General features: G+C 49.7%; 18 protein-coding genes. 8 read left to right on the top strand and 10 right to left on the bottom strand.

Annotated features, from left to right (window positions below; translation table 11 throughout):
• Window positions 1-263: 263 nt before the first annotated feature.
• Together UF06_RS00290 and UF06_RS00285 are read left to right on the top strand one after the other, a co-directional pair.
• Window positions 264-3,425: a S41 family peptidase gene (locus UF06_RS00290; RefSeq protein ID WP_226972228.1), complete on the top strand. Its 3,162-nt coding sequence runs from the start codon at window positions 264-266 to the stop codon at window positions 3,423-3,425.
• A gap of 197 nt (window positions 3,426-3,622) precedes the next feature.
• Window positions 3,623-4,804, top strand: a complete 1,182-nt coding sequence (locus UF06_RS00285; protein WP_045568652.1) for an MFS transporter — start codon at window positions 3,623-3,625, stop codon at window positions 4,802-4,804.
• A 30-nt stretch (window positions 4,805-4,834) separates the two neighbouring features.
• Here the strand turns inward: UF06_RS00285 and fdhD are convergent, their stop codons facing one another.
• Both fdhD and UF06_RS00275 read right to left on the bottom strand, forming a co-directional pair.
• Complete coding sequence (gene fdhD / locus UF06_RS00280) at window positions 4,835-5,701, bottom strand: formate dehydrogenase accessory sulfurtransferase FdhD (protein WP_045568651.1); 867 nt, start codon at window positions 5,699-5,701, stop codon at window positions 4,835-4,837.
• A 14-nt stretch (window positions 5,702-5,715) separates the two neighbouring features.
• Entirely contained in the window at window positions 5,716-6,618 is a 903-nt protein-coding gene (locus tag UF06_RS00275; RefSeq protein WP_045568650.1) for a LysR family transcriptional regulator, read from the bottom strand.
• 928 nt (window positions 6,619-7,546) lie between these two features.
• Between UF06_RS00275 and UF06_RS00270 the strand changes: the two genes are divergently transcribed.
• Window positions 7,547-9,871 (top strand): FdhF/YdeP family oxidoreductase, encoded by a 2,325-nt coding sequence (locus UF06_RS00270; protein ID WP_045568649.1) that lies wholly within the window; start codon window positions 7,547-7,549, stop codon window positions 9,869-9,871.
• 49 nt (window positions 9,872-9,920) lie between these two features.
• Here the strand turns inward: UF06_RS00270 and UF06_RS00265 are convergent, their stop codons facing one another.
• The 7 genes from UF06_RS00265 to deoD form a co-directional block, all read right to left on the bottom strand.
• The gene (locus tag UF06_RS00265) at window positions 9,921-10,763 is read right to left on the bottom strand and encodes an energy-coupling factor transporter transmembrane component T (protein WP_045568648.1); all 843 of its coding nucleotides are present in this window, start codon (window positions 10,761-10,763) and stop codon (window positions 9,921-9,923) included.
• Window positions 10,760-12,511: an ABC transporter ATP-binding protein gene (locus tag UF06_RS00260; protein WP_045568647.1), complete on the bottom strand. Its 1,752-nt coding sequence runs from the start codon at window positions 12,509-12,511 to the stop codon at window positions 10,760-10,762. The genes UF06_RS00265 and UF06_RS00260 overlap by 4 nt, the downstream gene beginning before the upstream one ends.
• A gap of 6 nt (window positions 12,512-12,517) precedes the next feature.
• A complete protein-coding gene (locus UF06_RS00255; RefSeq protein ID WP_045568646.1) occupies window positions 12,518-13,066 on the bottom strand; it encodes an ECF-type riboflavin transporter substrate-binding protein in 549 nt (182 codons plus the stop codon).
• A gap of 294 nt (window positions 13,067-13,360) precedes the next feature.
• Window positions 13,361-14,944, bottom strand: coding sequence for a GGDEF domain-containing protein (locus tag UF06_RS00250; RefSeq protein ID WP_045568787.1), 1,584 nt, complete (start codon window positions 14,942-14,944; stop codon window positions 13,361-13,363).
• Complete coding sequence (locus UF06_RS00245; protein ID WP_045568645.1) at window positions 14,925-16,421, bottom strand: hypothetical protein; 1,497 nt, start codon at window positions 16,419-16,421, stop codon at window positions 14,925-14,927. Before UF06_RS00245 ends, UF06_RS00250 begins: the two co-directional genes overlap by 20 nt.
• 168 nt (window positions 16,422-16,589) lie before the next feature.
• The gene (locus tag UF06_RS00240) at window positions 16,590-18,059 is read right to left on the bottom strand and encodes a lactate dehydrogenase (protein ID WP_045568644.1); all 1,470 of its coding nucleotides are present in this window, start codon (window positions 18,057-18,059) and stop codon (window positions 16,590-16,592) included.
• A 50-nt stretch (window positions 18,060-18,109) separates the two neighbouring features.
• Window positions 18,110-18,820 carry a purine-nucleoside phosphorylase gene (gene deoD / locus UF06_RS00235; RefSeq protein ID WP_045568643.1) on the bottom strand — a complete coding sequence of 237 codons (711 nt, stop codon included), beginning with the start codon at window positions 18,818-18,820 and terminating at the stop codon, window positions 18,110-18,112.
• A gap of 415 nt (window positions 18,821-19,235) precedes the next feature.
• On the opposite strand from deoD, the gene UF06_RS00230 reads away from it, so the two are divergent.
• The 4 genes from UF06_RS00230 to UF06_RS00215 are packed head-to-tail and all read left to right on the top strand — an operon-like array spanning window position 19,236 to window position 23,312.
• Window positions 19,236-20,189, top strand: coding sequence for a DUF523 and DUF1722 domain-containing protein (locus UF06_RS00230; protein WP_045568642.1), 954 nt, complete (start codon window positions 19,236-19,238; stop codon window positions 20,187-20,189).
• Window positions 20,179-20,988: a MerR family transcriptional regulator gene (locus UF06_RS00225; protein WP_045568641.1), complete on the top strand. Its 810-nt coding sequence runs from the start codon at window positions 20,179-20,181 to the stop codon at window positions 20,986-20,988. The genes UF06_RS00230 and UF06_RS00225 overlap by 11 nt, the downstream gene beginning before the upstream one ends.
• Complete coding sequence (gene phrB, locus UF06_RS00220) at window positions 20,985-22,394, top strand: deoxyribodipyrimidine photo-lyase (RefSeq protein ID WP_045568640.1); 1,410 nt, start codon at window positions 20,985-20,987, stop codon at window positions 22,392-22,394. The genes UF06_RS00225 and phrB overlap by 4 nt, the downstream gene beginning before the upstream one ends.
• A complete protein-coding gene (locus UF06_RS00215) occupies window positions 22,395-23,312 on the top strand; it encodes a L,D-transpeptidase family protein (RefSeq protein WP_045568639.1) in 918 nt (305 codons plus the stop codon). It begins immediately after the preceding gene.
• Between the two features lie 19 nt (window positions 23,313-23,331).
• Here the strand turns inward: UF06_RS00215 and UF06_RS00210 are convergent, their stop codons facing one another.
• Window positions 23,332-23,631, bottom strand: coding sequence for an Lpp/OprI family alanine-zipper lipoprotein (locus UF06_RS00210; protein ID WP_045568638.1), 300 nt, complete (start codon window positions 23,629-23,631; stop codon window positions 23,332-23,334).
• A 331-nt stretch (window positions 23,632-23,962) separates the two neighbouring features.
• On the opposite strand from UF06_RS00210, the gene UF06_RS00205 reads away from it, so the two are divergent.
• The gene (locus UF06_RS00205) at window positions 23,963-25,303 is read left to right on the top strand and encodes a DEAD/DEAH box helicase (RefSeq protein WP_045568637.1); all 1,341 of its coding nucleotides are present in this window, start codon (window positions 23,963-23,965) and stop codon (window positions 25,301-25,303) included.
• Window positions 25,304-25,404: the final 101 nt, after the last annotated feature.

The following is a 25,404-nucleotide window of genomic DNA, read 5'->3' as shown; positions in this document are numbered from 1 at the left end:
GTTTCAGCAGAGTTATTGGATGCTTGGCTGATAAGTGAGCAGTTGCACCATTTTTTGTGGCCATTTTTTTGTTCAGAAAGATTTTGTTCTGTAATAGGATGCCCTGTCACTGTTGAATAAACAGGTCACATTAAATAACTAAAAAGTAATAAGGAAAACTGATGCAATTGCGACGTTTGACTCCTAGCTCCGTGGTGTTGGCGATGACTCTCGCTTGCCCAATGATGAGCGTTGCTCAGGAAAGTGTTGTTCCAAAGACCGAAATGCCATCCCCAACTTGGATGCGCGATATTGCCTTGTCGCCAGATGGCCGACATATCGCTTTTACCTATGCCGGACAGATTTGGTTGGTGCCTTCGCAAGGGGGTGATGCGCTGCCACTGACCTCGGCTGACAGCTACAGCGAGCACCCAGTTTGGTCGCCAGACAGTCAGTCGATCGCTTTCAATGCTGACCGCTTTGGCCCGGGTGACGTATTCATCACTTCGCTGCACGGTGGCGAAGCGAAGCGTTTAACTTACCACTTCAGCAAAGATGTGCCTTACGCTTTCAGCGCCGATGGCAAACAGGTGTACTTCAGCTCAGCGCGTTTGGGCGATGCCGATACCAGCGTGAACAATGGCTTTGCCGGCACCGCGTCTGCGCAGCTGTATGCGGTGAATGCAGAAGGTGGGCGAGAAAAGTTGATGCTGTCGAATCCGCTCAGCAGTTTGTCCATCAATGGGAAAAATGGCCAGTATCTCTATACCGATCTGCCATCCCCGATGGAACAGCAATGGCGTAAACGCGATGTCTCTGACGCAGCGCGCGACATCTGGCGCTTTGATCCACAAACAGGCAAACACAGCCGTATCACACAATACCGTGGTGAAGATCGCGATGCCGTTTGGTCTGCCGATGGGCAGTCGCTCTTCTATTTGTCGGAGCGCTCAGGCAGCTTCAACATTTGGCAAAAAGGGTTGAATGAAGCGGATAAACCAGTGCAAATCACCCAGCACGAGTTTTTGCCTGTGCGTTTTCTTTCAACCAGCCAACAAGGCGATCTCGCCTACGGCTTTGACGGGCAGATCTGGCATAAAGCGGCGAGTGAGTCCGCCGCAAAGCCAGTTGAGGTCAATATCCGTCAGGTGTTTCTCGGGCAAGGCAAACACTTCGTTAATCTCAATTATGAAGCGACAGAAATCGCGGTTTCGCCGGTGGCGCCTGAAGTGGCGATAGTGGCCCGTGGCGATGTCTATACCGTGTCGCTGCTGTCGGGGGCAACCAAACGCATTACCAAAACCCCGCAAGCAGAGCGAAATGTCTCTTTCTCGGCTGACGGTTTGTCGCTGGTATATGCTTCAGAGCGCTATGGCAACTGGGATATCTTCCACAGTTATGTGAACGATACGGGCAAAAGCTTTTCCACCTCATTGGATGTGCAAGAAGAGCAATTGTCGGATGAGCCAGTTGATCAAACTCAGCCACTCTACTCGCCTGATGGCAAAAAGCTGGCGTACCGTGAAAACAGCAACACGCTTAAAGTCTACAATCTGGAAGAAGATAAACACTATGTGTTACTCAATGATACCCAGCTCTATTCCTACTATGACCAAGATCTAAGCTACGCATGGTCGCCCGACAGCCAATATTTGGTGACGCGTAACCGTGCGGTTTACAATGCCGATATCGTGCTGTTGAAAGCCGACGGCAGCGAAGCGCCAGTACAGATCACCAACAGCGGTTTTGTTGAAGGTGAGCCGAAATTTAGCGCCGATGGACAGATGGTCTACTGGTTAACCGACAGAAACAGCCTGCGTGATATCGACGATTGGGCAGTGCAGTCGGATGTCTACGTCACGGTGCTCAACCAAAAGGCCGATTACGATCTAAAGAAAAGTAAAGAGCAGAAGTGGCTTGATCGAGAAATCGCGCTCGACAAGGGCGAAGAGGGTGAGCAAGCGATGCCTATCGATACGCTGGTTGAGCCGCGCGGACTCAAGCATCGTACTTACCGCATCACGCCGTACTCCATGTTGCCACGCTTTACCTACCTCTCGAGTGATAACAAAGCGCTGTTGGTGGCAAACCAAGTTGGCGATAGTGTCGAGTTCACCAAGATCATGATTGAAGATAGCAGCACCGAAGTGTTGTTTACCCGTGCGGCGGAAGAGGTGAGAGCGATCGAAATGGAGCCAGACAGTGAGACACTGGTGCTGATTGGCGATCACGGTATTGAAGAGCTTCATCTGCCGAGTGGCGAATCCAACTATGTCGACTACCAAGCTGAAGCCAATTACGACTTTAGCGCAGAAGTGGCGTACATTTTTGACCATGCTTGGCGTTTAACCGCAAGCAAGTTTTACGACAAAGGGCTGCATGGCGTGGATTGGGCCGCTTACGGTGAGGCGTACCGCAAGCACTTGGCTGGAATCCGTACCTACCAAGATTTCGCCGAGCTGCTGAGTGAAATGTCGGGCGAGCTCAATGCCTCACACACTGGCGCGTTCTTCCTTGACGGAAAATCTGGCTGGCCAGAACAAGCTTCTTTAGGGCTTTTCTATGATGACAACTACCGTGGAAAAGGGGTGCGTATTAAGGCCGTGCTGCCTGCGGGTCCTGCTGACACCTATCAGACCATCATCAAACCGGGCAGCATTATTTACTCGGTGGATGGCCAAGAAATCACGCCAGAGATGAACATTTATCCGCTACTGGATGGCAAAGTCGGTAAAATGGTGCGTCTGAATGTGCTGAGCCCGGGAGAAAAAGAGCCGCAAGAGACCCAATTGGTGGCGATTGATCTGGGCCGCGAAGCGGAACTGGCCTATGAGCATTGGGTTGACGAGCGCAAAGCGCTGACGGAGGAATGGTCTGAAGGGCGCTTGGGTTACGTTCATGTGGCAGAGATGGGACCGATCTCTTACGAAAGGTTGATTAATGAGTTGTTTGGTGAGTACAACGACAAAGAAGGTGTGATTGTCGATATTCGCTACAACATGGGCGGCAATTTGCACGACCAACTCATGGAAGTGCTCTCCGGTACGCGCCACAGCGCCCAAGTCACTCGTGACGGCTATCAGTTGTCGACTTTCCCTGAGCGCCGCTGGGCGAAGCCGAGTGTCATGTTGGCCAATGCGGCGAGCTATTCTGACGGTTCGATTGTGCCCTATTTCTACAAGCGTGAAGGCATTGGCCAATTGGTCGGTGAACGGGTGCCGGGTACAGGCACGGCGGTGTTGTGGGAGCCTCAGCAAGAGTCTCGACTCGTCTACGGTGTGCCTCAACTTGGTTTTAAAGACGACCAAGGGCAGTGGTTTGAAAACCAAGAGGTGATTCCGGATGTGTTGGTTTACAACTCGCCGGAAGACATAGCCAAAAATTACGACAGACAACTGAAAGTCGCGGTTGAAACCCTACTCGCAGATTTGGATAAAGCGAAGTAGTAGAGCCTCTATTCCTCACTGTTCGAAGTCGATTGAGCCCCCCGAAGATTGTCCATCTCGGGGGGCTTTTTTATCCTTTTCTTCCCACCGATACCTTTTGTAACAATAATTTCACCTTTGAATGCCAGCAGAGTATGATGACGACTGTTCTGAATCGGCCGCGCTGGGCTTATTCACGTCAAAACTAGGGACAGCTCATGACCGCAAACCGCCAAGGTTGGAAAACACCGCAAAACTTCTTACTGCTCGTTTCCATCATCGTGCCTATCGCCTTCTCCACTTGGATGGCGCTTCTCAATAACTTTGTGATAGAAAAAGCCAACTTTGATGGTGCGGATATTGGTTTATTGCAAAGTGTGCGTGAAATACCCGGTTTTCTCGCTTTTACCGTGGTATTTGTCTTACTGTTTATTCGTGAACAACGCTTCATGTTGATTTCACTGGCAATGCTCACGCTCGGCACGGCGATCACCGGACTGTTTCCTTCCCTGTTTGGTCTGCTGCTGACTACGTTATTGATGTCGACGGGCTTTCACTACTTTGAAACCCTCAAGCAGTCGCTCTCCTTACAGTGGCTGAGTAAAGCGGAAGCGCCGGAAATGCTGGGTAAATATGTCTCAGTGGGCGCACTGGCTTCGCTGGTTACTTACGGCTCGATTTGGTTAATGTTGGAGCAACTGAAATTCGATTTTCGCACTGTGTATCTGATTGCTGGTAGTGTCGGGTTCGTGTTGGTGCTGGTGATGGTGTTTGCTTTTCCGCAGTTTAAAACCGAGGTACAACAAAATAAGAAGCTGGTACTGCGTAAGCGCTACTGGCTCTACTACGCCCTCACTTTTATGAGTGGTGCACGCCGGCAGATCTTCACGGTGTTTGCGGGCTTTTTGATGGTGGAAAAATTTGGCTACTCGGCAGCAGATATTACGCTGCTGTTTTTGATCAATTATCTGTTCAACTTTTTGTTTGCCAAACGGATTGGCCGTTTTATCGGTGTGGTGGGTGAGCGCAAGGCGCTGATGTTTGAGTACGTTGGGCTGATTTTTGTCTTCGTCGGCTACGGCTTAGTCAAAAGTGCAGAGTGGGCCGCCGCGCTGTATGTGATTGACCACCTCTTTTTTGCGCTGGCGCTGGCGATCAAAACCTACTTCCAGAAGATTGCTGATCCAGCAGACATGGCCTCAACCGCAGGTGTTGCTTTCACCATCAATCACATCGCGGCGGTAGTGATTCCGGTGACCTTTGGCGTGATCTGGCTGGTTTCGCCTTCCAGCGTGTTCTACATTGGCGCGGCAATGGCTGGGGTGAGTTTGCTACTCTCGCTCAATATTCCGGCCAAACCAGAGGAAGGGAACGAAACGCGCGTCTTGCGCTGGAGCTAAGCTATTCATCATAGCGAACTTGCTTTTTACTCACTGGTGAGTTCGCTTGAGTCGCTCGTTTCCCCAAAGCGGCGCCGGGCTGTAGAGTCTCGGCGCGCTGTTTTTGGGCAGATGGACGAGGTTCAAATGATGGCGGCGAGCCCATTGCACCGTCAGTGAAGTCGGTGCCGAGAGCGTCACCAAGGTGGCGATTCTGGCGCGCACCGCTTTGTGGATCAGCTCCAAACTGCAGCGACTGGTCATCACTACAAATCCTTGTTCTGGGTTGACGTTTGCTTGCACCATCGCGCCTATCAGTTTATCCAAGGCATTGTGACGACCAATATCTTCGCGGCACAGCGCCAGTTCACCGACGTCAGTGACATACAGCGCCGCGTGCAATGCGCCGCTATGTTGAGCCAACACTTGCGCTTGCTGAATGCGCTCACGTAGCCCAGAAAACAAAGCTGGCTTAGGCGGCGCAACCTCTGGCAGTGTTTCCAGCGATGGCAAAGCTTGCTCAAGCGCTTCCACGCCACAAATGCCACAGCCGCTGGTTCCGGCTAACTGGCGACGCTGGCTTTTCAACGCCCAAAATGCGCGATTGGCGATCTCAACCGCCGCATGCAGTGAATCTTGGCCAACGCTTAACTGCATATCGTGAATTTCACGAGCTGAGTGCACCACGCCGCTGCTGAGGCTAAACCCAATAACGAAATCTTCGATGTTGCCCGGTGTCACCATCATCACCGCGTAGCTGATGCCATTAAAACTGATGGAGAGCGCTGTTTCACTCGCCAGCGCTTTACTGCCTTGAGTGCGTCCGGTATCCATCTCTACATATTGATAACGATCTGGTTTTTGTGCAGCGAAGTTGGTTTCACTCAGTTGCGTCAGAGGTGTGATGGTGCAGGTCATGAGTTTTTCTCTCTTTATGCCGTGGTGAGCGAGTCGGCGGCAAATATCGTCTTTGCTTTGGCAAAGCATCGTTCAGCCAGTACCGAACGCGGTTCACTGCTGCGAATCAGTAGGCCAATCCGCGAGTGTACCTTGGCTTTGGCGATCGGGATCATCCGCAGATGCTCGTTCATGGCTTCCATGCCACCATTGAGTGGCATAATGGTACAACATAGCCCGGCGTTGACCGCTTGCAGCAACTGAAATGTCGAGTCACTCTCTAACTGAATGTGCGGTTCAATAGCGTGACTGTGAAAACTAAGGTCAATCGAGCGGCGGTAATGCATCCCCTGAGTAAGCAAGCCAAGCGGGATCTTATCGAGACTCTCCCAAGCCATTTCGCTCTGGTCGAAGGAAAAATAACGGTTATCGTGCAGTAGCCCCATGCGGGTAGGTTGAAGTTCAAACACCTCAAATTGGCGCGTATCGAGTTGATCGAGATAGCAAAGGCCGAGATCAAGCTGATTGCGGTTTAACGCGTCAACTACTTGTTCCGAGGTCATCGAAAAGAGCTGATAGCGCAGATCTGGGTAGTGTTGGGTGAGTGGCTTGAGCAACGTCATCGGGTCAAGGCTGGCTAGAGGGACCATGCCAAAACGCAGATTCCCGACCAGTTGCCCGCGGCAGTTGGCGGCTTCTGCTTGCAAACCGTCGTGCGCGGCGAGCACACTGCGCGCCCAAGCGAGAATGCGCTCGCCTGCATCGGTAAATCCTTCGAAGCGCTGGCCACGGTTAATCAAAGTGAGTTGCAACTCCTCTTCTAAATTGCGGATACGCATCGACAGGGTTGGCTGGGTAATGTGGCACATCGCTGCGGCTTGCCCGAAATGCTGGGTTTCGTCGAGAGCAATGAGGTATTTCAATTGCTTAATATCCATAGTGCTTTCCTAAGCCGCCAAGCGTAGAGAGGTTGCAGGCATTGAAACGGCCTGACTTGAGTCGTTTTGCTCAATATTGACGATCAGCGCTTCGGATTGCAATCGGTGAGTACGCATCGCTTATTGAAAACGCCATATCTTTCTACTCAAGGCGCACGAGAGAAAAACGTCGTGAATCGGATCGGGGTAGCGTAATGATAGCGGTTGGAGTTGGTCGATAAATAAGCATTGATGGTCGTGGCAAAGTCTCAGTGGAATACAGCAATCTCACCAAAAAAATAGATGTTTCGCTCACAATACCACAGCTATTTTAATTAATTTACAGAATATATCAGTTTGCTGATTTCCGAATATTAAAGAGAAATTAAAATTTATAAAAACATTTAATCTTCATTTAAATAATGATTTTCAATGTTAAAAAATAGCTATTTACGGAAATGTTTCTGAGTTTTAAATACGCTTTTACTCTGTGCTGATTTTCACTTTCTTTGATTGTGGTCAAGAATAAAGTTGAAAATGACCCAGATCAAATTGATTGTTTTTATCAATTGATAGATGAGCTCTATCAAGATTGAAATATTAACCCGTTTGGCAGTGATGGCTCTCAACGCTTTGTTTTTAAGAGAGCAATAGCGAGAAAAGTGATGAAAATGCAAGCTTTGTATTTAATTATCCTGATAGTTCCTATCAATTAAAATTTAAATCAATCAATTTGACTAACGTAGAGATAGCGATTAACCTCTATCTAAAATAAAAATCGCCCCAAATAATTTGTGGCATTGAATAATCAGTCAGTGAACTTTATCTCCTCAACGTTATTTCACCGAAATCAAAGTGCTTGACGCTAGGATCGCTATTTTCTATCGCTCATTAATAAATCCGAGTGGTAAATCAGAGTTCATTGTCATTCCGAACGAGGAGTGTCGTCATGAAGCAAAAAGAACAAATTGAACAATATTCTGGCCCTGCTGGTGGCTGGGGAGCGCTCAAAGCGGTCACGAAAAGCTGGTTAGGCAGCGACAATGCCTTTCGTAACCTACGCGCGATGCTCAAGACTAACCAAAATGGTGGCTTTGACTGTCCCGGGTGCGCTTGGGGAGAATCGCCGGAAAACGGCGTGGTCAATTTTTGCGAAAACGGCGCCAAAGCCGTCAACTGGGAAGCCACCAGCCGCTTAGTCGAGCCGGAATTTTTTGCCCAGCACAGTGTCAGTGAGTTGGCAAAGCAAAGTGACTACTGGTTGGAATACCAAGGTCGTTTGAGCCATCCGATGCGCTACGATGCGAGTAGCGATCACTATGTCTCTATCTCTTGGCAAGAGGCATTTGATTTAGTTGCCAAGCATCTCAACGCGCTGCAGTCGCCTGATGAAGCGGAATTCTACACCTCGGGGCGAGCCAGCAACGAAGCGGCCTATCTCTATCAGCTGTTTGTGCGTGCCTTTGGCACCAATAATTTTCCCGACTGTTCCAATATGTGTCACGAGGCCAGCGCGATCGGGCTGTTTGAAACCATCGGGGTGGGTAAAGGCACGGTGGTGTTTAAAGATTTTGAGCACGCTGATGCGATTTTTATTGTCGGACAAAACCCCGGTACTAACCATCCGCGGATGTTAGAACCGCTGCGCGCGGCGGTAAAACGCGGTGCACAGGTTGTCTGCCTTAACCCACTCAAAGAGCGTGGTTTGGAGCGTTTTCAAAACCCACAATTGCCGATTGAAATGCTACGCAACGGCTCTAAACCGACCAGCAGCGCTTATTATCATCCGGCGCTGGGCGGCGACATGGCGGTGTTTCGCGGCATGGCGAAGTTTCTTTTGCAATGGGAACGTGAAGCGTACGCGCAGGGCGGGGAACCTGTGTTTGACCACGAGTTCATTCGTCAGCACACCAACGGATTAGACGCCTATTTAGCCGCCGTTGAGCAAACATCTTGGCAGCAAATTGTTGATCAATCAGGTTTGCAACTCGATGAAATTGAGTCGCTGGCGCACATCTATCGCCACGCCGATCGCGTCATCATGTGCTGGGCGATGGGGCTCACGCAGCATCGCCACTCGGTAGTAACCATTCAGGAAGTGGTGAATCTGCAATTGCTGCGCGGCAACGTGGGCAAACCGGGCGCAGGCTTATCGCCAGTGCGTGGTCACAGTAATGTGCAGGGCGATCGCACCATGGGGATCAATGAGAAACCGCCTGCGTTTTTGCTTGATGCACTGGAGAAACGTTTTCAGTTTAAGGTGCCTCGCTCACATGGCCACAACGCCGTGCAGGCGATTCAGGCGATGGAAGAAAAACGCGCTAAAGTCTTTATCGGTCTTGGTGGCAATTTCGCCCAAGCAACACCGGATACGCCTCGCACTCACCAAGCCATGCGTAACTGTGAGCTGACGGTACACATCGCCACTAAACTCAACCGCTCGCATTTGGTGACCGGGCGTGATGCCTTGATCCTGCCGTGCTTGGGTCGCACTGAAATCGACGAGCAAGCTGATGGCCCGCAAGGCGTAACGGTGGAAGATACCTTTAGTATGGTGCACCTCTCGTATGGTCAGTTGAAACCGCGCTCGCCACATTTGCGCTCTGAACCCGCCATTTTGGCCGGGATTGCTAAAGCGACGCTGGGCAACTTCCCGATTGACTGGGATTGGGCCATCGCCGACTACAGCCGTATTCGTGATTTGATTGAGCAGACTATTCCCGGTTTTAAAGATTTTAACCAACGCGTGCAGCACCCTGGCGGTTTCTATCTGGGCAATGCGGCGGCGCGGCGTGAGTGGAATACCGCCAGTGGCAAAGCGCAGTTTTCTCCTTCGGCTTTGCCAGCACAATTGGTGAATGAGCACGTTACGTCACGTGGTGATATTCCGGATCTGATTTTGCAAACGCTGCGCTCGCACGATCAATACAACACCACGCTGTATGGTTTGAACGACCGTTATCGTGGCGTATTTGGCCGACGTGATGTGCTGTTTGTCAATCAAGAGGAAATTCGCCGTTTGGGTTATCAAGCGGGTGACAAAGTCGACTTGGTGAGCTTGTGGGAAGATGGCGTGGAACGCCGTGTGAGCGGCTTTGAGCTGGTGGCGTATGATATGCCTGCGGGGCAAGCTGCGGCCTATTACCCTGAGACTAACCCTTTGGTTCCGCTGGAGAGTTACGGTGAACGCACATTTACCCCAACCTCCAAGTTTATTGCGATTAAACTTGAAAAAGCCCAGCCAAGTGAGGTGATTGCGACCACCGCAGTCTAATCACTATGCTAAATTGCGAGGCCCTGCATAATGCAGGGCCTCGCTGTTTTTACGACCACGGATACCAGAATAGAGCCGTGTCGAGTAAGCGCTTACCAATCGCTGCCGCGACGATCACGACAATCGCGGTTAGGCAAAGATAATCCATTTGTTTGAGCGGTTTTAAACTGTACCAAGTACGCGAATTATGCCGACCAAAGCCGCGTAGTGTCATCGCGTTGGAAATTTGGTCTGCGCGCTCTAAGCTGGAAAAAATGAGCGGGCCAAGAATTTTGGCGACATTTTTCAAACGCGTAAACAGCGGTGCTTTCTTGCTGAGTTCGACTCCGCGAGCTTGCTGGGCGTGCATGATATTGACGAAATCTTTCTTCACTTCCGGTAGGTAACGCAACGTTAAACTGACCGCGTAGGCGATTTTGTAAGGCACGCCGAGGCGGTTAAGGCTCGCGGCAAACTCCGTCGGATGGGTTGTGAAGACAAACACCAACGCAATCGGGAACATGCTGAAATATTTCAGCGTCACGGTGACTAGGTAAAACAGCGTCTCTTGGGTGAGCGAGTAGTCTCCGGGCAGCGAGAGCAGTACGTGCGCAGTGCCGATGTATTCGCTGCCTTGCTGCGGAGCTAAGGCAAACATGAACAGTGCGTTGAGCAGCAGAACACTCGCGGTACCCAGCAGCAAAGGTTTATACACGCGAAATGGCACTCGGGTGAGTTTTAGCAGCCCAAGACCTGCGATGATCAACAAGCCAATCATCCGTAAGTCAAAGGTAGTGAGTACTACCGTGATCCACGCGATAAACAGGGCGAACTTAGTGATGCCGTTAAGTTGATGCAATGGCGATTGGGTATCAATGTAGTTGATACCAAACTTCATTTTGGTCTCTTTCATGCCTGCTTCTCGTGACAGCGCTCGGTTGACAAGGTTTCACTTTCGTCGACTTTCTCGCGATGGGCTTTCTCGCTGGCGATAAAGTGGCGCATTAACCCATCACGGTCTGCGATGGCAAATTTTTCCGCCAACGGGTACAAACTGGTGATCGTGAGGTTGGCGCTATCGAGCAAAGTGGGCGAGCTCAAAACGTGGGTCATCGGCGCATCGGCGATCAATTTGCTGTCGGCAATGACCAGCGAACGTGTGGTGTATTCAAGCACTAGGTGCAGATCGTGCGAGATGATCATCACCGTGATGCCAAGCTCGCGGTTGAGTTTTTCGATAAAGCGCAACATCGCGGTGTAATTGCGATAATCTTGACCTGCGGTCGGTTCATCAAGGATCAACAGTTCCGGCTCTAAAGCGAGAATCGAGGCGATGGTCACGCGTTTTTTCTGTCCGTAGCTCAGCGCTTCAATCGGCCAATGCCGATATTTGCTCAGTCCACACAGCGCCAGAACGTCGAGCACTTTGCTCTCGATCTGCATTTCGTCGAGGCCACGATTACGCAGGCCAAAAGCGACTTCATCGAAAATCATGTGATGGGAGATCATATGATTGGGGTTTTGCATCACTACGCCGATTTTTTGGCTGCGCTCAAAAATCGACAACAGACTGAGGTCGTCGCCATTTAAGTACATTGCACCTGCATCTGGCGTCAGTACCCCCATCAGCAGTTTGGTGATGGTGGATTTTCCTGAGCCGTTTTTACCCAGCACGGAGACAAACTCTCCGCGTTGAATGTCGAAATTCATCCCCTCAAGCGCATTTTTCTCACCATCATAGGAATAGGTCAAATTACGCACTTGCAAAAGAGGAGCAGACGAAGGGAAGTCAGAGGCATTGGTAGCGGCATCAAACCAAGCGCGAAGCGGTTCGGCAAACGGTTCGACAGGGATGTGCGACAGCTTCGATGGATGATGATGTTCAGTAAGCTGGCAGCCCGCCGCTTTTAAGGCTGAAAGGTAGAGCGGCTCACGAATTCCGTACTGCGCCAGCAAAGAAGAAGCAAGCAGCTTGTCAGGTGTGGTGTCGGCAATTATCTCGCCGTTATCCATCAAGATGATGCGATCCACTGGCCGATGCAGCACATCTTCCAGACGGTGTTCAATAATCACCACGGTTTTGCCACTTTGTGTGTGCAGATCATCAATGATTTCAATGGTCTTTTTACCCGTTTTCGGGTCAAGTGCGGCCAGCGGTTCATCAAACAGCAGAATATCGACATGGTCGACTAAGATGCCCGCCAGTGAGACACGCTGTTTCTGTCCACCGGAGAGATCGTGCGGCGAGCGCTCCAGCATCATCTCCAGATCGACCATACGCGCAGTGGCTTTGACCAGCGGGTACATCTCAATATTGCTAGTCAGTTGGTTTTCCAGCGCGAACGCAATATCTTCACCAATGCTCAACCCTACAAACTGGCTGTCGGTATCTTGCAATACCGTGCCCACTTGCTCGGTGAATTGGTGCATCTCAAAAGGGCCAGTATCTTGCCCATTAATGCATAGGTTGCCAGAGATTTCTCCTTTAACCGCATGTGGTATAAGCCCATTGAGGCATTGGCCAAGCGTCGATTTGCCGCTGCCGCTTGGGCCAATGATGACGATTTTCTCTCCTTTCTCTATCCTTAGATTGATATTTTTTAGCGTCGGTTTGTCCAGCGACTCATATCGAAAAGAGAAGTTAGAAAATTCGATGGTCATGCGCGATTAAGCCTCAGTTAAGTTGCGGCTTTGTTTATTGCGTTTCGCGACCGATTTAAGAATGAAATAGCCCACAACGGCGATCAGTACGGTGTTACCTGAGGCAATGATAGTCAGTTGGGTAAAGACTTTGCTGAAAGGTTCGGCATATAACAGGGTATCGAGAAACGCAGAGCAGCCATAACCAAACACGTTGCCAAGCAGCGCGAGCAGCACGAACAGGGCAAAGTCTTTCATACTAAATTCGCCTTTTTCTAAGCGATTGCGAGTCAGAGATGGGAAGAAACCGATAATCAAACCAACCAAACCAGAGCCGAGAACCCAAGTTAGCCACACGCCCCAACCGGCAAACAGATCCGTCACCCAGTGACCAATAAAGCCAACCAAAAAACCGACCAAAGGGCCAAAGAGAACAGAAAACAGCGCGAGGACCGCCATCGCAGGTTTGAGAGTGGTGTTGGCAAAGACCGGAATGCCAAACATGGGCAACCCACCAATGCCGTAAAGCGCCGCCCCGATTGCAATTACCACTACGGTTTTAGCTGAAAGATTCATAGTTAACCTCTGTTCAATTATCGAAAGAACACATCATTGTTTGTGATGAGTCGCGCCTGATTGTCTATGAAATGGACAAAACAACCAAGTAGCTTATGGTCGGTGCGATTAATCATCAGAAAAGTTGTGATGTTTTCTGCATATCCTTATGACACGCTTGATTTTTCAGCACACATAAAAATAAGGCGCGCAGTATACAGAATTATATTAGGTGAGGGAATGGACTCTGATGGGATGGCGCGAGTGGGGGATGCTTTAGAGAAAAAACAGCAGCGTGGGAAACCCCACACTGCGTTACTCTTCAGTGCAAACCTGATTGCGCCCGTTGGCTTTGGCGCGGTAGAGCGCTTTGTCGGCGCGATAGAAGGTGCGCTGGGTATTTTCACCATCACGATGTAGGGTGATGCCGATTGAGACGGTCAAACCGCGTTCACCTAAAATTTCTGTCCAGCCAAACTGGAAAATGCGTTCGCGGTAATTTTCTGCGTGCAGCTCGGCTTTAGCGAGGTCGGTATTTTCTAAGATCACTAAGAACTCTTCTCCGCCAAAACGTACGCATGAGGCACCGCGAAACCTAAAGTAAGCGGCAAGCTCATGTGAAACGCTGACGATCGCCTTATCACCGACTAAATGGCTCAGCTCATCATTGATAGATTTGAAGTGGTCGATATCGATCACCATCAGCGCAAACGGCGTTTCATGCAGCAGCAGATCTTTGAGTTTGACGTCCAGCCAACGTCGGTTGTGCAGCGCGGTAAGCGGATCGGTGAACACATCCTGCTGCAACTGCGCCATGGTATTTTTGTGCTGCTGCGTGGTCTCTTTGAGTTCCTTGTTTTCAATCTCAGAGAGGATCAATTTCAGTTGCAGATCAAAACGGGAGATGCGGCGCAGCTGGCTTGCCCCAAGTTCACTGATCGGGATATGTTTCATCAGATCCGACTCAATGCGAAAACCTTTTTTCTCACACGCCAACGCGTCTTTAAATCGACCTTGCGCGGCTAATACCTTACTCATTGCGTCGTAAAACTGCTTTGCAACGATGGGAGAGGCTTTAAGCTCAATGTTCTTCGCTGCACTGACCAGCAGCATATTGGCGAGTTCTTGTTTGCCAATCGCACATAACGAATAAGCTAGCTCGATACGATTCATGATCGACAGCCAGTTCGAGTGCAGGCTACTTGAGGAGTACTGAGCTTTTGACAGAGCCAGCAAGGCTTGCATGTGTTGGTTCTGCAATCGGTGCAGCTTGGCTTGGTAAAGCAGAACTTGCCCTGAAAGAATTTTATCGCTGACCAGAATACTCAGCTCTTCACACTCTTTTAAAAGATCCTTGGCCACATTGACACGGCCTAAATGGATGTAACAGGAGAGCAGATAGAGTTTATAACGTAGCCGCAGCGAGCGGCTGCTGATGGAGTGGTCAATACCATCAATTTTTTGATAGTAACGCAGAGCGCGGTTGTGATCGCCAAACGCATCGCAAAGGTTACCCATGCCGACAATCGTGGTCACATATTCATCAATAAACCCGTGTTCAACGGCAATATTAGAGGAGGAGATGTACTCATTGAGTGCGGCGGTGTAGTCACCAATGTCGACCAATCGTTCACTCAGGCTGGCCTTAACCGTAAGAATGTCTTCTGCGTCTTCAGGTAATTCAAGCAATTGAAGCGCTTGACGCAACTCGTCAATGCTCAGTTGTAACTGCTTTAACTCGTAGCGATACTCCGCGCTGATGATGTAGCAGTGCGCGCGCTCTTTGCGGGTGGAAGCAACATGCTGGCGAACATGATTCCAAAGAATAATGGCCTCTTCTCCGGCCACGGAGGCAGGATCAAAACCTGCATCGGTGACTTTATTCAGCAGCTTTTCCATGCTTCTTTACCTTTGTCTTTTTTCTTTGGCTCTCTTCCAACTGCTCTAGCGTAAACGGAAAAGTGAGAATGTCGTGCAGCGTGATTTCGGGTAGGGCGCCGTTCAAACCTTTGCGTTTCCAAGGATAGATGCTCAGCATACTGGAGAATATGGCGAACAACTCTTCGGCCGCCTGTTCTTTTTCACTGATCAGCATCGCAACATGGTCGGCGCTCAAACGGGAAATCAGATCTTTAGTGGTGGAGAGGCTGTGCGCCAGTTCAGTACAAACGTCTAAATACGCAGAGTCGCTGTGGCGGATCATGATCACCGCGTGGTTGCCTTTTTTCAGTTCGGTCTTAAACAGAACCAGTTGTTCCCACCAATAAGTCTCGGACACCACATTGGAAAATTGCTTTTCCGGATCATATTCGTGCTGCGCGCGTATGCGGTTGATCAGTTTACGAGCGCGCTGCTCCAGTTGTCTTTTTGAGCCACGAGCTTTGTCCATGCTGACGCGGCTGGTTTGTTCTCTGAGCATCTGCAGTGAGTGGCGGCGGTATTTCTGAAAGGCTTGATATGCCAACTCATAATTGCCTTGCTCTTCGGCGACTTTAGACTGTTGAAAGCAAATTTGGCTGAGCAGTTCGCCATTGTCAAAACGAACGGCGGACGCTTCTGCTTGCGCGAGCAGTTTCGCCGCGTTGAGGGTATTTTTACGCAGTAGTTCCAAGCGCGCTCGGCTTATATACGAATGGGCTTTCATCCACGTCAGGTTGTGCTCAACGGCGAGTTCATGGGCTTTTTGCGTCGCTTCGTCGGCGGCGTCAAGCCGCTCTAGCCCAAGTAAGGCTAATCCACGAAAATCCCAGATTTCGGCTTGCCATGTTTTGTCGTGGTAATCCTTAAGCACTTCGGCTGCACCGTCCAGCACGGTTAACATTTCCACATAGTTGTTGAGCAGGTAGTAGTCCCAGGCAAGCAAAATCCGTGCTTTGCCTTCCAGCCAATCAATGCGGGCGTTATTAGCGACTTTAACCGCGAGTGCATGGGTGGCGGCGGCAAGTTTGTAGTCTGTCGTGATGCGCCAAACATTGCCAAGGCCAATCAGAGCCTCAATTTGGATCGCCACCTCATCAACCAATGCGGATTGTTCAAGAGTGTTTATCCAATACTGCTGGGCGGAGTAATACTTGGCTTGTCCCCAGTATTGCAGGGCGTGAAGATGGAGAATTTCCGGAAGATGATCGTCGTTATCTAAGCGGTTTTGTTTACTGTAGGCGTCTTTAACAAACTTCAGCCCACGGCGATAGTCCATCAAGTCCCAACAGCACTGCGAGAGGATCAGCAGCGCGCGAATTTCACCTTCAGGGTAGAGAATTTGTTCCGCACGGACGTAGCACTGTTCAGCGACTTTGAATACCGCTTCTGGCTCTTGATTGATGCGAGCCTTGAGCTGTCTGAGTTCTGTATCTAACTGAAATTGGCTTTTATCCAAAGTTTACATCCGTGACAGTAAAGAGGGCGTCTAACACTTTCATTATATTGACGTGTCAAAAATTAGCACTATATCCGGGCTTAATTGTTCCGCTCGCTGCCGCTGGGTTATGAATATTGGGCGTTATTTCACATTCTTAACTCAGGTTAAACCTTCTACAGTGCTGCATTAGGACAAAAGCTGTTTGAGTGTCAGTGGCTTTTCAGTTACGCCGAGCCGCTGTGCAGCGGTTTGCCCTTGTTTGTCTTGGTAGCATAAATTGTGCCACGCTCTGAATATATCCAGCAGTGACAAAATGCCTCCGGGGCGGAGTTTGCGTCTTGGTTCATTGATAAAGCTTTCAAACAGAACTTGGAAGCGACGCTGGAAGAAGGCGATGTTGCGTGTAGTAGCGGTACTAAACCATTGTTCAGGATGGTTATTATTGCCGGCAAGATAACAGATGCCTTTTTGCATGTCGCCTTGATTGGCGATTGCCCAGCGATCTCGCCACCAGCTCATATAGACAATATCGACTCGTTCAAAAGGCTGATCCATTTTCCAGTCCGCATCTTCTTCAACATACATCAGGTCAACATTCTGGCTCTTGATCCGCGAGAGGCAAACACTCAGCGCCGCAGAGCGCAGCAATGGATCTTGTGGCATGTAAATCGAGACACGACAAGCGTCGTTGCACATATCCAATACATGAAGATAGTGAGCGTAAGAAGTGTATGGCGGACGAACCACTGCGCCTTTTGACGGATAGTTAAACACCGTCATGTTACCTATCGGGTCTTCCACATTTCCACGTGCCAGAATAGTTTGATATTTCTGATCAATCCGCTCGCGTAAATAGTCTGACGGTGCTCCTGCCGCTTCTTTGGCTTCGGCAACGTAATCGGGAGAGACAAAACGAGAAACCGGCTCGTAAGGGTTATGATCCACCGAGCCTAAAGGTTCTTCATTGGCCGAGTAGTTGACGTGTTGGCAGAGAATATAGCCGGATTGGGCCTCGCCAGACGCGATCCAGTACACGCCGTTATCACTGTTCGGCTGTAACGGAACATAATGGGAAGCAAGCTGATAACTTTGCGCATGATTGACCCAGCGCGCATCAATGGTAGCCAATTTGCGGCGGCAACGGCTAGCGATGTGATCGACGTGATCGTAAAACGTTTTGGGATTGATGTGCAGTTTGCGGCATATCTCTCGCACTGAGTAGCCCGTAAACAGCAGGCCCATCAAGTTTTCTTGGAATTGCAGCTTTTTATTTGCCCCAGACCATTTGTCGACAAAAGTCGATTGGCAGTTTTTGCAGCGATATCTTTGTCGATCGCCACTGTAGCCAAACGCATGGTAGAGGTGTTTGTGAGTATGAACGGATAGGCCAAAGTTGGCGCAATCGTCGTTGCGGCAAGCTGGCAGGCCGTCACTGTGAAGCTGACGCAAGCGATGCAGCTCGTTCAGCACTTCACGGTTGTTAAGTAAGGGGGGGAAAGCACCACATTCACGGCAGACCATCGCTGGACGCTTAGGGTTCGCATGTTGCAAAACGTATCGCTTTGCATCGCTCAGACCAAAGTTGTCACACGCCAATGTTTTACAAAAGTTGAGTTGTAACCCATCTGCGTCTTTTGGCAGTTCGCCGTTAGACACAATCACCCCCTCGGGATTATTCGGATGGCCGAGCGAACTCGGCCAAAAGTTTAGATATTGATTGCGGTTTCTAGAGCAACTTTCATCATGTCATTGAATGACTTCTGACGATCTTCTGAGCTCAGTTTTTCACCACGGATGATGTGGTCAGAAACGGTCAGAATAGTCAGCGCTTTTGCTTTGAGATCAGCGGCTACGCCGTAGATGCCCGCAGCTTCCATATCCACACCTAGGATGCCGAGTTTCTCCATCTTCTCGAAGATATCAGCTTCAGGGGTGTAGAACAGATCGGCAGAGAACACGTTACCCACTTTTACAGGGACGTTTTGCGCACGTGCTTGGTTAACCGCTTCTTCAAGCAGGCCGTAGTCTGCTAGAGCGGCAAAGTCGTGATCGTTAAAACGGATGCGGTTCACTTTAGAGTCAGTAGATGCACCCATACCGATGACCACGTCCATCAGGTTTACGTCGTCACGTACGGCGCCACAGCTGCCGACACGGATCACGTTCTTAACGCCGTACTCTGCAATCAACTCGTGCACATAGATACACGCGGATGGGATGCCCATGCCGTGGCCCATCACAGAGACTTTCTTCCCTTTGTAAGTGCCAGTGAAGCCAAACATGTTGCGCACATCGCAAACCTGTTTAACGTCTTCGAGGAAGGTTTCTGCGATGTATTTCGCGCGCAGCGGGTCACCTGGCATCAGGACGGTTTCTGCAAAATCACCAGGTTGTGCGTTGATGTGTGGGGTTGCCATAGCGTTCTCCAATATTTCTATTGAGGTAATTATCATCAAAAGTGAATTCTAATTACCAATTCTGTTGAAACTGTTTCTGTTCGTTGAGGCAATACTAGCTAGATAAATGGATATTCCATGAGACAGTGCTCACAGATTGCTTTGATTTATGTCTTTGTGTCTCTATTGATAACTAAATATGTTGAAAGCAAAAAGGCAATCGATTTGTCTCTGGCAAACCAATAGTAAACTTGGCTGGCTGTTAATGAGAATGATGTGATTCGTTGACTGTACTCACAAGATATTAACCTTGTTAATCATAAAGTAACCTATTCTGTTTGCGAAAATCTGTACGTATACAAAAAGAAAGTTTGTATAACTCACGGTTTTTTTGCTATATCTATACAGGAGATTTTTTTGTACAAGGTGTGGTGTGATGGAAAAGACAGGTATCAAAGTTGGCGTCAGCGCCTGTGTGCTTGGCGATAAAGTCAGATTTGACGCTGGACACAAACTGAGTCGATTTGTTGTCCAGGATCTTGGCGCATATATGGATTTCGTTTCTGTTTGTCCGGAAGTGGGGATGGGCATGCCTGTGCCACGCCCGACAATTCGTTTGGTCTCGGACGCCGAACGCATTGCTTTAGTGGAGAGCAAAAATCCTGACAAGGATTACTCGCATGCAATGCTGGCCTATTCCGAACAGAAAGTATCGCAACTGATGGACGCAGAGTTGAGTGGTTATATTGTCTGCGCCAAGTCGCCAACCTGTGGTATGGAAAAGGTCAAGGTGTATAAACAGCATGGCACGGAGAAAGAGGGGGTCGGCTTATACACGCAGACTTTGATGCGCAAAATGCCGTGGTTGCCCGTAGAAGAAGATGGCCGACTGCACGACCCGGTATTGCGTGAAAATTTCATCACCCGCGTTTATTGCTTGCATGATTTTAATCAGAATGTGGCACGCGTGCGTACGCGCAAGAGCATTGTCGATTTCCACTCACGTTATAAACTGACCTTGATGGCGCACCACCCGCAATCCTATCGTGAGCTTGGCCGCTTGGTTGCCGCGATTGCTGAGTACGACTTGGAAGCCTTTATCCCCTTATATCGAGAGGATTTGATGCGTGCATTAACCCACCGTGCCAGTCGCAAAAACAATACCAATGTGTTGATGCACTTGCAGGGCTATTTTAAGAAAGTGCTCAATAAAGAGCAGAAAGCAGAGTTGGCTCGAACAATTGACGAGTATCGTCAAGGCATGCTGCCTTTGTTGGCGCCACTGACACTGATAAAACATTATCTCAACACTTATCCCGATGATTATCTGCAAAGTCAGAAATTTTTGGCTCCTCATCCTCAGGAATTGAAGTTACGTTATGGTTTGTAAGCAAACAGAAGAGAAACTCTACGCCATCCGCGAAGTGGCAGAAATGACGGGCGTGAAGCCAGTGACACTCAGAGCCTGGCAGCGTCGCTACAATCTCGTTCAGCCGCAACGGACCGAAAAAGGTCATCGGCTATACAATGAAGAAAACTTGGCGATGATCCGCGATATCCAAGGCTGGCTGGCCAAAGGGGTCGCGATTGGTAAAGTGCAGGCCTTGTTGGGCCAAACGGCCGATATTAGCCGCCTAGAGAGCCAAGCGCTTGAAGAAGTCGAAGCTATGCTCTCTGCGTTAGCCGATCTCAGTGCAGGCAAAGTGGAAAGCCTATTAAACACCGTGCTGCGCGAGTACCCCTTCAACGTGGTGTGTGAGCAGTTTCTATCGCCGATATTGCAGTCTGTGGAGTTGGTGAAAAGCGCTAACCGTTCACTGCAAAAAGGGTTGTTGCGTTCGATCCTTGTGCGTCGTTTAGCCGCCGTATTGGATGCCGAGAACAAAGCGGCGAGCAAAGGTAAGTGTTTGATTATCAGTTATGAAAGCAGCGATTCGTTGGCAAGCTGGATAGAAGCAGTGCGTTTGAGCGATCAAGGCTGGCATATCACTTTGATTGATCACGTTGATGATGTCAGTGGTTTGCTGCAAGCCGATGTGTTAGCTAAATATCAGCGGGTGCACCTGTTTTCCAATCGTGCGCTGCAGGAGAAGCAGCAAAGTATTGTGCGTCAACTGCAACAGCAAAATTCAACGATCACGCTGTCAGAAGTGCTGAGCAAACTCCATTTTGAGCAGGAAAGTCAATGAAACTGGTTTGGTTTAGACGCGATCTGCGCGTGATCGATAACCCCGCTTTGCAATATGCAACACAAAACTCGCAGCAGGTGGTCGCCTGTTTTGTCGCCACGCCAGAGCAGTGGCAATCTCAGCACATGGCGCCTATTCAAGCAGACTGGATTTGGCGTCGCTTACCTGAGTTGCAACGCGACCTCGCGGCGCTCAATATTCCTATGCTTTACGCCGAAGTGGACACTTACCAACAGAGTGCAGTACAAGTTGCTAGCTGGGCTCGGCGGCTCGGCGCAGATAGCGTGGCGATCAATGCTGAATATGAAGTGAATGAGCAGGCGCGTGACCATTGGCTGGAAGCTGAGTTAGCGCAAAGCGGCATGCATCTACAAAGTTTTCACGACAAATGTCTAATGCCACCTGGTTCAGTGCGCAACAAGCAGGGCGAGTACTTCAAAGTCTTTACCCCGTTTAAACGTGCTTGGTTAAGCCAGTTTACGCTGCCCGTGATTGCCACCTCTTCTGCGGTTGCACCTTGTCACTTACCGCAAAGCTTGGCTGAGCAAATTTTAACGCCTGACGCGCCATTTTCTTTCCCGAGAAAAGCCAGCGATGCTTGGCCAGCAGACAGCACTGCGATTTTGCAGCGCCTCAGGGACTTTTGCTCAACGTCGGTGGATACCTACGAAAAGCAGCGCGATTTTCCCGCAGTGGCTGGCACCAGTCAGTTATCGCCCTATTTAGCGTTAGGCGCGTTGTCGGTACGCCAATGCATCGTGCGTTTGCATTGGCAGCAAGCGTTTTTATCGCCGGGGCGGGAAACGTGGCTGAGTGAGCTGATCTGGCGCGAGTTTTATCAACATCTGATTTGGTTTGAACCTAAGTTGGTAAAAGGGGCGGGCTTTGTCGAATGGGAAAACAAACTCTGTTGGCCGGGTAAGTCAGCATGGCTTACAAAGTGGCAGCAAGGCCAAACTGGGTATCCGATAGTCGATGCGGCGATGCGCCAACTCAACGAAACCGGGTGGATGCACAATCGCCTGCGCATGATCGTGGCGAGTTTTCTCACCAAAGATTTGCACCTCAACTGGCGCGATGGCGAGCAGTATTTTATGCAAAATCTGATTGATGGTGATTTTGCAGCCAATAATGGCGGCTGGCAGTGGTCGGCATCCACAGGTTGCGACGGTCAGCCCTATTTTCGCATTTTCAACCCGACCAGTCAGGGGGAAAAATTTGACCCGGATGGTCGCTTCATTCGCCGCTGGGTGCCTGAGCTGACAAGTGTACCCGATAAATACATTCATCAGCCGTGGAACTGGCCTGGGAAAAGCATGCTCAGTTACCCAGCGCCGATGGTTGATCACAAACGGGAAAGAGAGATAACCTTAGCGGAGTACAAAAGAGCAAAGGACAGCGACTAGATGAAAGGCAAGACGGCGCGATTATCGGCTTATTTTATTTCTCTGTTGGCCAGTGGCAGTTTATGGGCGGCGACATTTGATTTGCCGCGGGAAGGGAGCCGCTTGATTGGCCGCATTCAGCACCATGTGGTTGAAAGTGGTGAAACCATGGCCAATATTGCCAAGCACTACGATGTCGGTTTTCTTGCTTTGATGGCGGCCAATAAAGGGGTTGATCCTTTCTTGCCGCAAGAGGGTTACGTGCTCTCAGTACCAACACAGATGATCCTGCCGCCTGTGGAATACAAAGGCATAGTGATCAATCTGGCCGAGCTGCGTCTTTACTATTTTGAGCCTGAAATCAACAAGGTACACGTGTTCCCAGTCGGGATTGGTCGTATTGGCCGAGACACGCCAGAAATGGTGACCAAAATCAGTGAAAAACGACCGAACCCAACGTGGACGCCGCCCGCTTCTATCCGTAAAGAGTATCTTAAGAAAGGTATTGAACTTCCTCCCATCGTACCCTCAGGCCCGGAAAATCCGCTCGGAGAATTTGCGCTGCGTCTTGCCTATGGCAGTGGTGATTATTTGATCCACGGTACCAATAAAGATTTTGGTATCGGTTTACGTGTCAGCGCTGGTTGCATTCGAATGGAGCCAAAAGATATCGAATGGCTGTTCTCTCAAGTGCAGAAAGGGGAGCAGGTGGCGGTTATCAACCAGCCAGTTAAAGTCAGCTTGGAGCCGGGGCGTATTGTCTATCTTGAGGCGCACGAACCACTGACACGCAGCAACGGTGTACAAGATGAACTGACTGTGCCTATCGAGTTGGATTGGTGGATGGGAGAGCTCAATTTGGATGACAGCAAAGCAAGAGCGGTACTGACATCACAAAACGGGGTGCCCGTTGAAGTGGCAGCGCCAGACTTTGGTTAAGTCCGGCGCTGAGTGAAGATTATTTGGTATAAGATTGCGCGATATTATCAATACGCTCGTTAGCACGCACTGCTTCTTCTTGTGCTGCCATCGCGGCCATTGATGCTTCTTTTGCTGCCATTGAGGCGTTTTGGGCCCGCATTTCTGCATCGGCTTGATTGCTCTTCAATGCCGCGACTTCTTTGCTCAGCATCTCAACCTGATTCTTCAGATCGTCAACTTGCGACATGGCCGCTTTGGTCTGTGCATCCGGTCCTGATGCACACCCCGCCAGTAAAAGGACAGACGTTGCGGCAGCTGCAATTAGGATTTTGTTCATAAAAACTCCTTGTTCTACTTTTTAGTTAGTCACTGCTTAGATCAATCATAAAGCTTATATCAATCATAAAGACACCATGATTGTAAACAGTATAAGTGACAAGCGTGAGTTAAACTGTGGCAGAGGCGCAAATACCTGAATTTTTGACCAAACACTCACTTTTTGCCCGTTGTACCTCGCGGCTAGCGGATGTTGAGCTTGAAACTAGGCCGCAGAGGTGGATTAATTTTCTGTGATCTCTATCCTTTATCAAGTGGTTTGCGGTATCATTGCGCGTTTTTTAAAAGCCATTTCCAGCATAAAATTTGCCTGTCTGGACTGGTGCGAATAAGTGGAGAACCCTTTGCAATTTAAAGATTTAGGCCTAGATAATCGTTTGTTGAAAACCTTAAAACATTTTGATTTCAAGCAAGCGACCAAAATTCAGCAGCAAGCCATTCCCGTGGCGATCGCAGGAAAAGACTTGCTGGCATCGTCCAAAACCGGTTCAGGTAAAACCCTTGCGTTTGTGTTGCCGATTTTGCACAAATCTTTAAAGAACAAAGCATTATCTGCAAAAGATCCTCGAGCGCTCATTCTTGCGCCAACCCGTGAGTTAGCCAAACAGGTGTACGGAGAGTTGCGCTCTATGCTAGCGGGCTTGTCTTACGATGCGACCTTGATTGTTGGTGGGGAAAACTTCAATGATCAGGTGAAAGCGCTCAGCCGCTACCCGAAATTCATTGTCGCCACGCCTGGGCGTTTGGCTGACCATCTTGAGCACCGCTCACTTTATTTAGACGGCCTGGAAACGCTAGTGCTAGATGAAGCCGATCGCATGTTGGATCTCGGTTTTGCCCCAGAGCTGCGTCGGATCCACAACGCGGCCAAGCATCGTCGTCGTCAGACGCTCATGTTTTCTGCGACGTTAGATCATGCGGAAGTGAATGACATCGCATCGGAAATGCTTGATTCACCGAAGCGCATTTCCATCGGTGTTTCGAATGAAGAGCACAAAGACATCACACAGCGTTTCTACTTGTGTGACCATCTTGATCACAAAGAAGCCTTACTGGATCGCGTATTAAGCGAAGCCGAATACCGTCAGGTGATCATTTTCACCGCCACGCGTGCTGACACCGATCGCCTGACGGAAAAACTCAACCAACAAAACCTCAAAGCGGTGGCTCTGAGCGGTGGGTTAATCCAAACCCAGCGCAACACCATCATGAGCCAGTTTGAGCGTGCGGTGTTTAAGATCTTAGTTACAACCGACATTGCTTCGCGTGGTTTGGATATTGCTAACGTGACTCATGTGATTAACTTCGATATGCCAAAACACACCGAAGAGTATGTGCATCGCATTGGCCGTACTGGACGTGCTGGCAACAAAGGCGACGCAATTTCGCTTGTCGGGCCAAAAGATTGGGACAGCTTTAAGCGTGTTGAAGCGTTTTTGCAGCAGGACATTACCTTTAGCCACTTCGACGATCTGAAAGGCAAGTTTACCGGTCTGAAACCACGCAAACCGGATTACCATAAAAAAGCGGTGGTGCAGAAGAAAGCCAAACCGCAAGCAAAATCGACAGCGAAGAAACCTGCTAAGCGCGACAGGAGCTTCTATCAGAATGTGGCCGTGGGCGACAGCATCTTTATTCCGAAGAAAAAGTCACCATCTGCTGCTGACGAGTAATCCTCAACCTTCTTGTTTGAAAAACCGCCGACTGGCGGTTTTTTTTTTTCCCTAAATCTTCGCGATATGATCGATTGGCCGCTTTTACCGTCGATCGTATG

Source organism: Vibrio sp. S234-5 (assembly GCF_000960595.1).
Classification (GTDB): domain Bacteria; phylum Pseudomonadota; class Gammaproteobacteria; order Enterobacterales; family Vibrionaceae; genus Vibrio.
This window is presented reverse-complemented; position numbering and strand designations above follow the sequence as displayed.

Bases quoted from the DNA above. Each gene is read 5' to 3' on its own strand.
- deoD (WP_045568643.1), bottom strand. From the start codon at position 18,820: ATGGCAACCCCACACATCAACGCACAACCTGGTGATTTTGCAGAAACC.
- UF06_RS00285 (WP_045568652.1), top strand. From the start codon at position 3,623: ATGACCGCAAACCGCCAAGGTTGGAAAACACCGCAAAACTTCTTACTG.
- UF06_RS00260 (WP_045568647.1), bottom strand. From the start codon at position 12,511: ATGACCATCGAATTTTCTAACTTCTCTTTTCGATATGAGTCGCTGGAC.
- UF06_RS00255 (WP_045568646.1), bottom strand. From the start codon at position 13,066: ATGAATCTTTCAGCTAAAACCGTAGTGGTAATTGCAATCGGGGCGGCG.
- phrB (WP_045568640.1), top strand. From the start codon at position 20,985: ATGAAACTGGTTTGGTTTAGACGCGATCTGCGCGTGATCGATAACCCC.
- UF06_RS00225 (WP_045568641.1), top strand. From the start codon at position 20,179: ATGGTTTGTAAGCAAACAGAAGAGAAACTCTACGCCATCCGCGAAGTG.
- UF06_RS00265 (WP_045568648.1), bottom strand. From the start codon at position 10,763: ATGAAAGAGACCAAAATGAAGTTTGGTATCAACTACATTGATACCCAA.
- UF06_RS00290 (WP_226972228.1), top strand. From the start codon at position 264: ATGCCATCCCCAACTTGGATGCGCGATATTGCCTTGTCGCCAGATGGC.
- fdhD (WP_045568651.1), bottom strand. From the start codon at position 5,701: ATGACCTGCACCATCACACCTCTGACGCAACTGAGTGAAACCAACTTC.
- UF06_RS00270 (WP_045568649.1), top strand. From the start codon at position 7,547: ATGAAGCAAAAAGAACAAATTGAACAATATTCTGGCCCTGCTGGTGGC.
- UF06_RS00215 (WP_045568639.1), top strand. From the start codon at position 22,395: ATGAAAGGCAAGACGGCGCGATTATCGGCTTATTTTATTTCTCTGTTG.
- UF06_RS00210 (WP_045568638.1), bottom strand. From the start codon at position 23,631: ATGAACAAAATCCTAATTGCAGCTGCCGCAACGTCTGTCCTTTTACTG.
- UF06_RS00275 (WP_045568650.1), bottom strand. From the start codon at position 6,618: ATGGATATTAAGCAATTGAAATACCTCATTGCTCTCGACGAAACCCAG.
- UF06_RS00230 (WP_045568642.1), top strand. From the start codon at position 19,236: ATGGAAAAGACAGGTATCAAAGTTGGCGTCAGCGCCTGTGTGCTTGGC.
- UF06_RS00250 (WP_045568787.1), bottom strand. From the start codon at position 14,944: ATGGAAAAGCTGCTGAATAAAGTCACCGATGCAGGTTTTGATCCTGCC.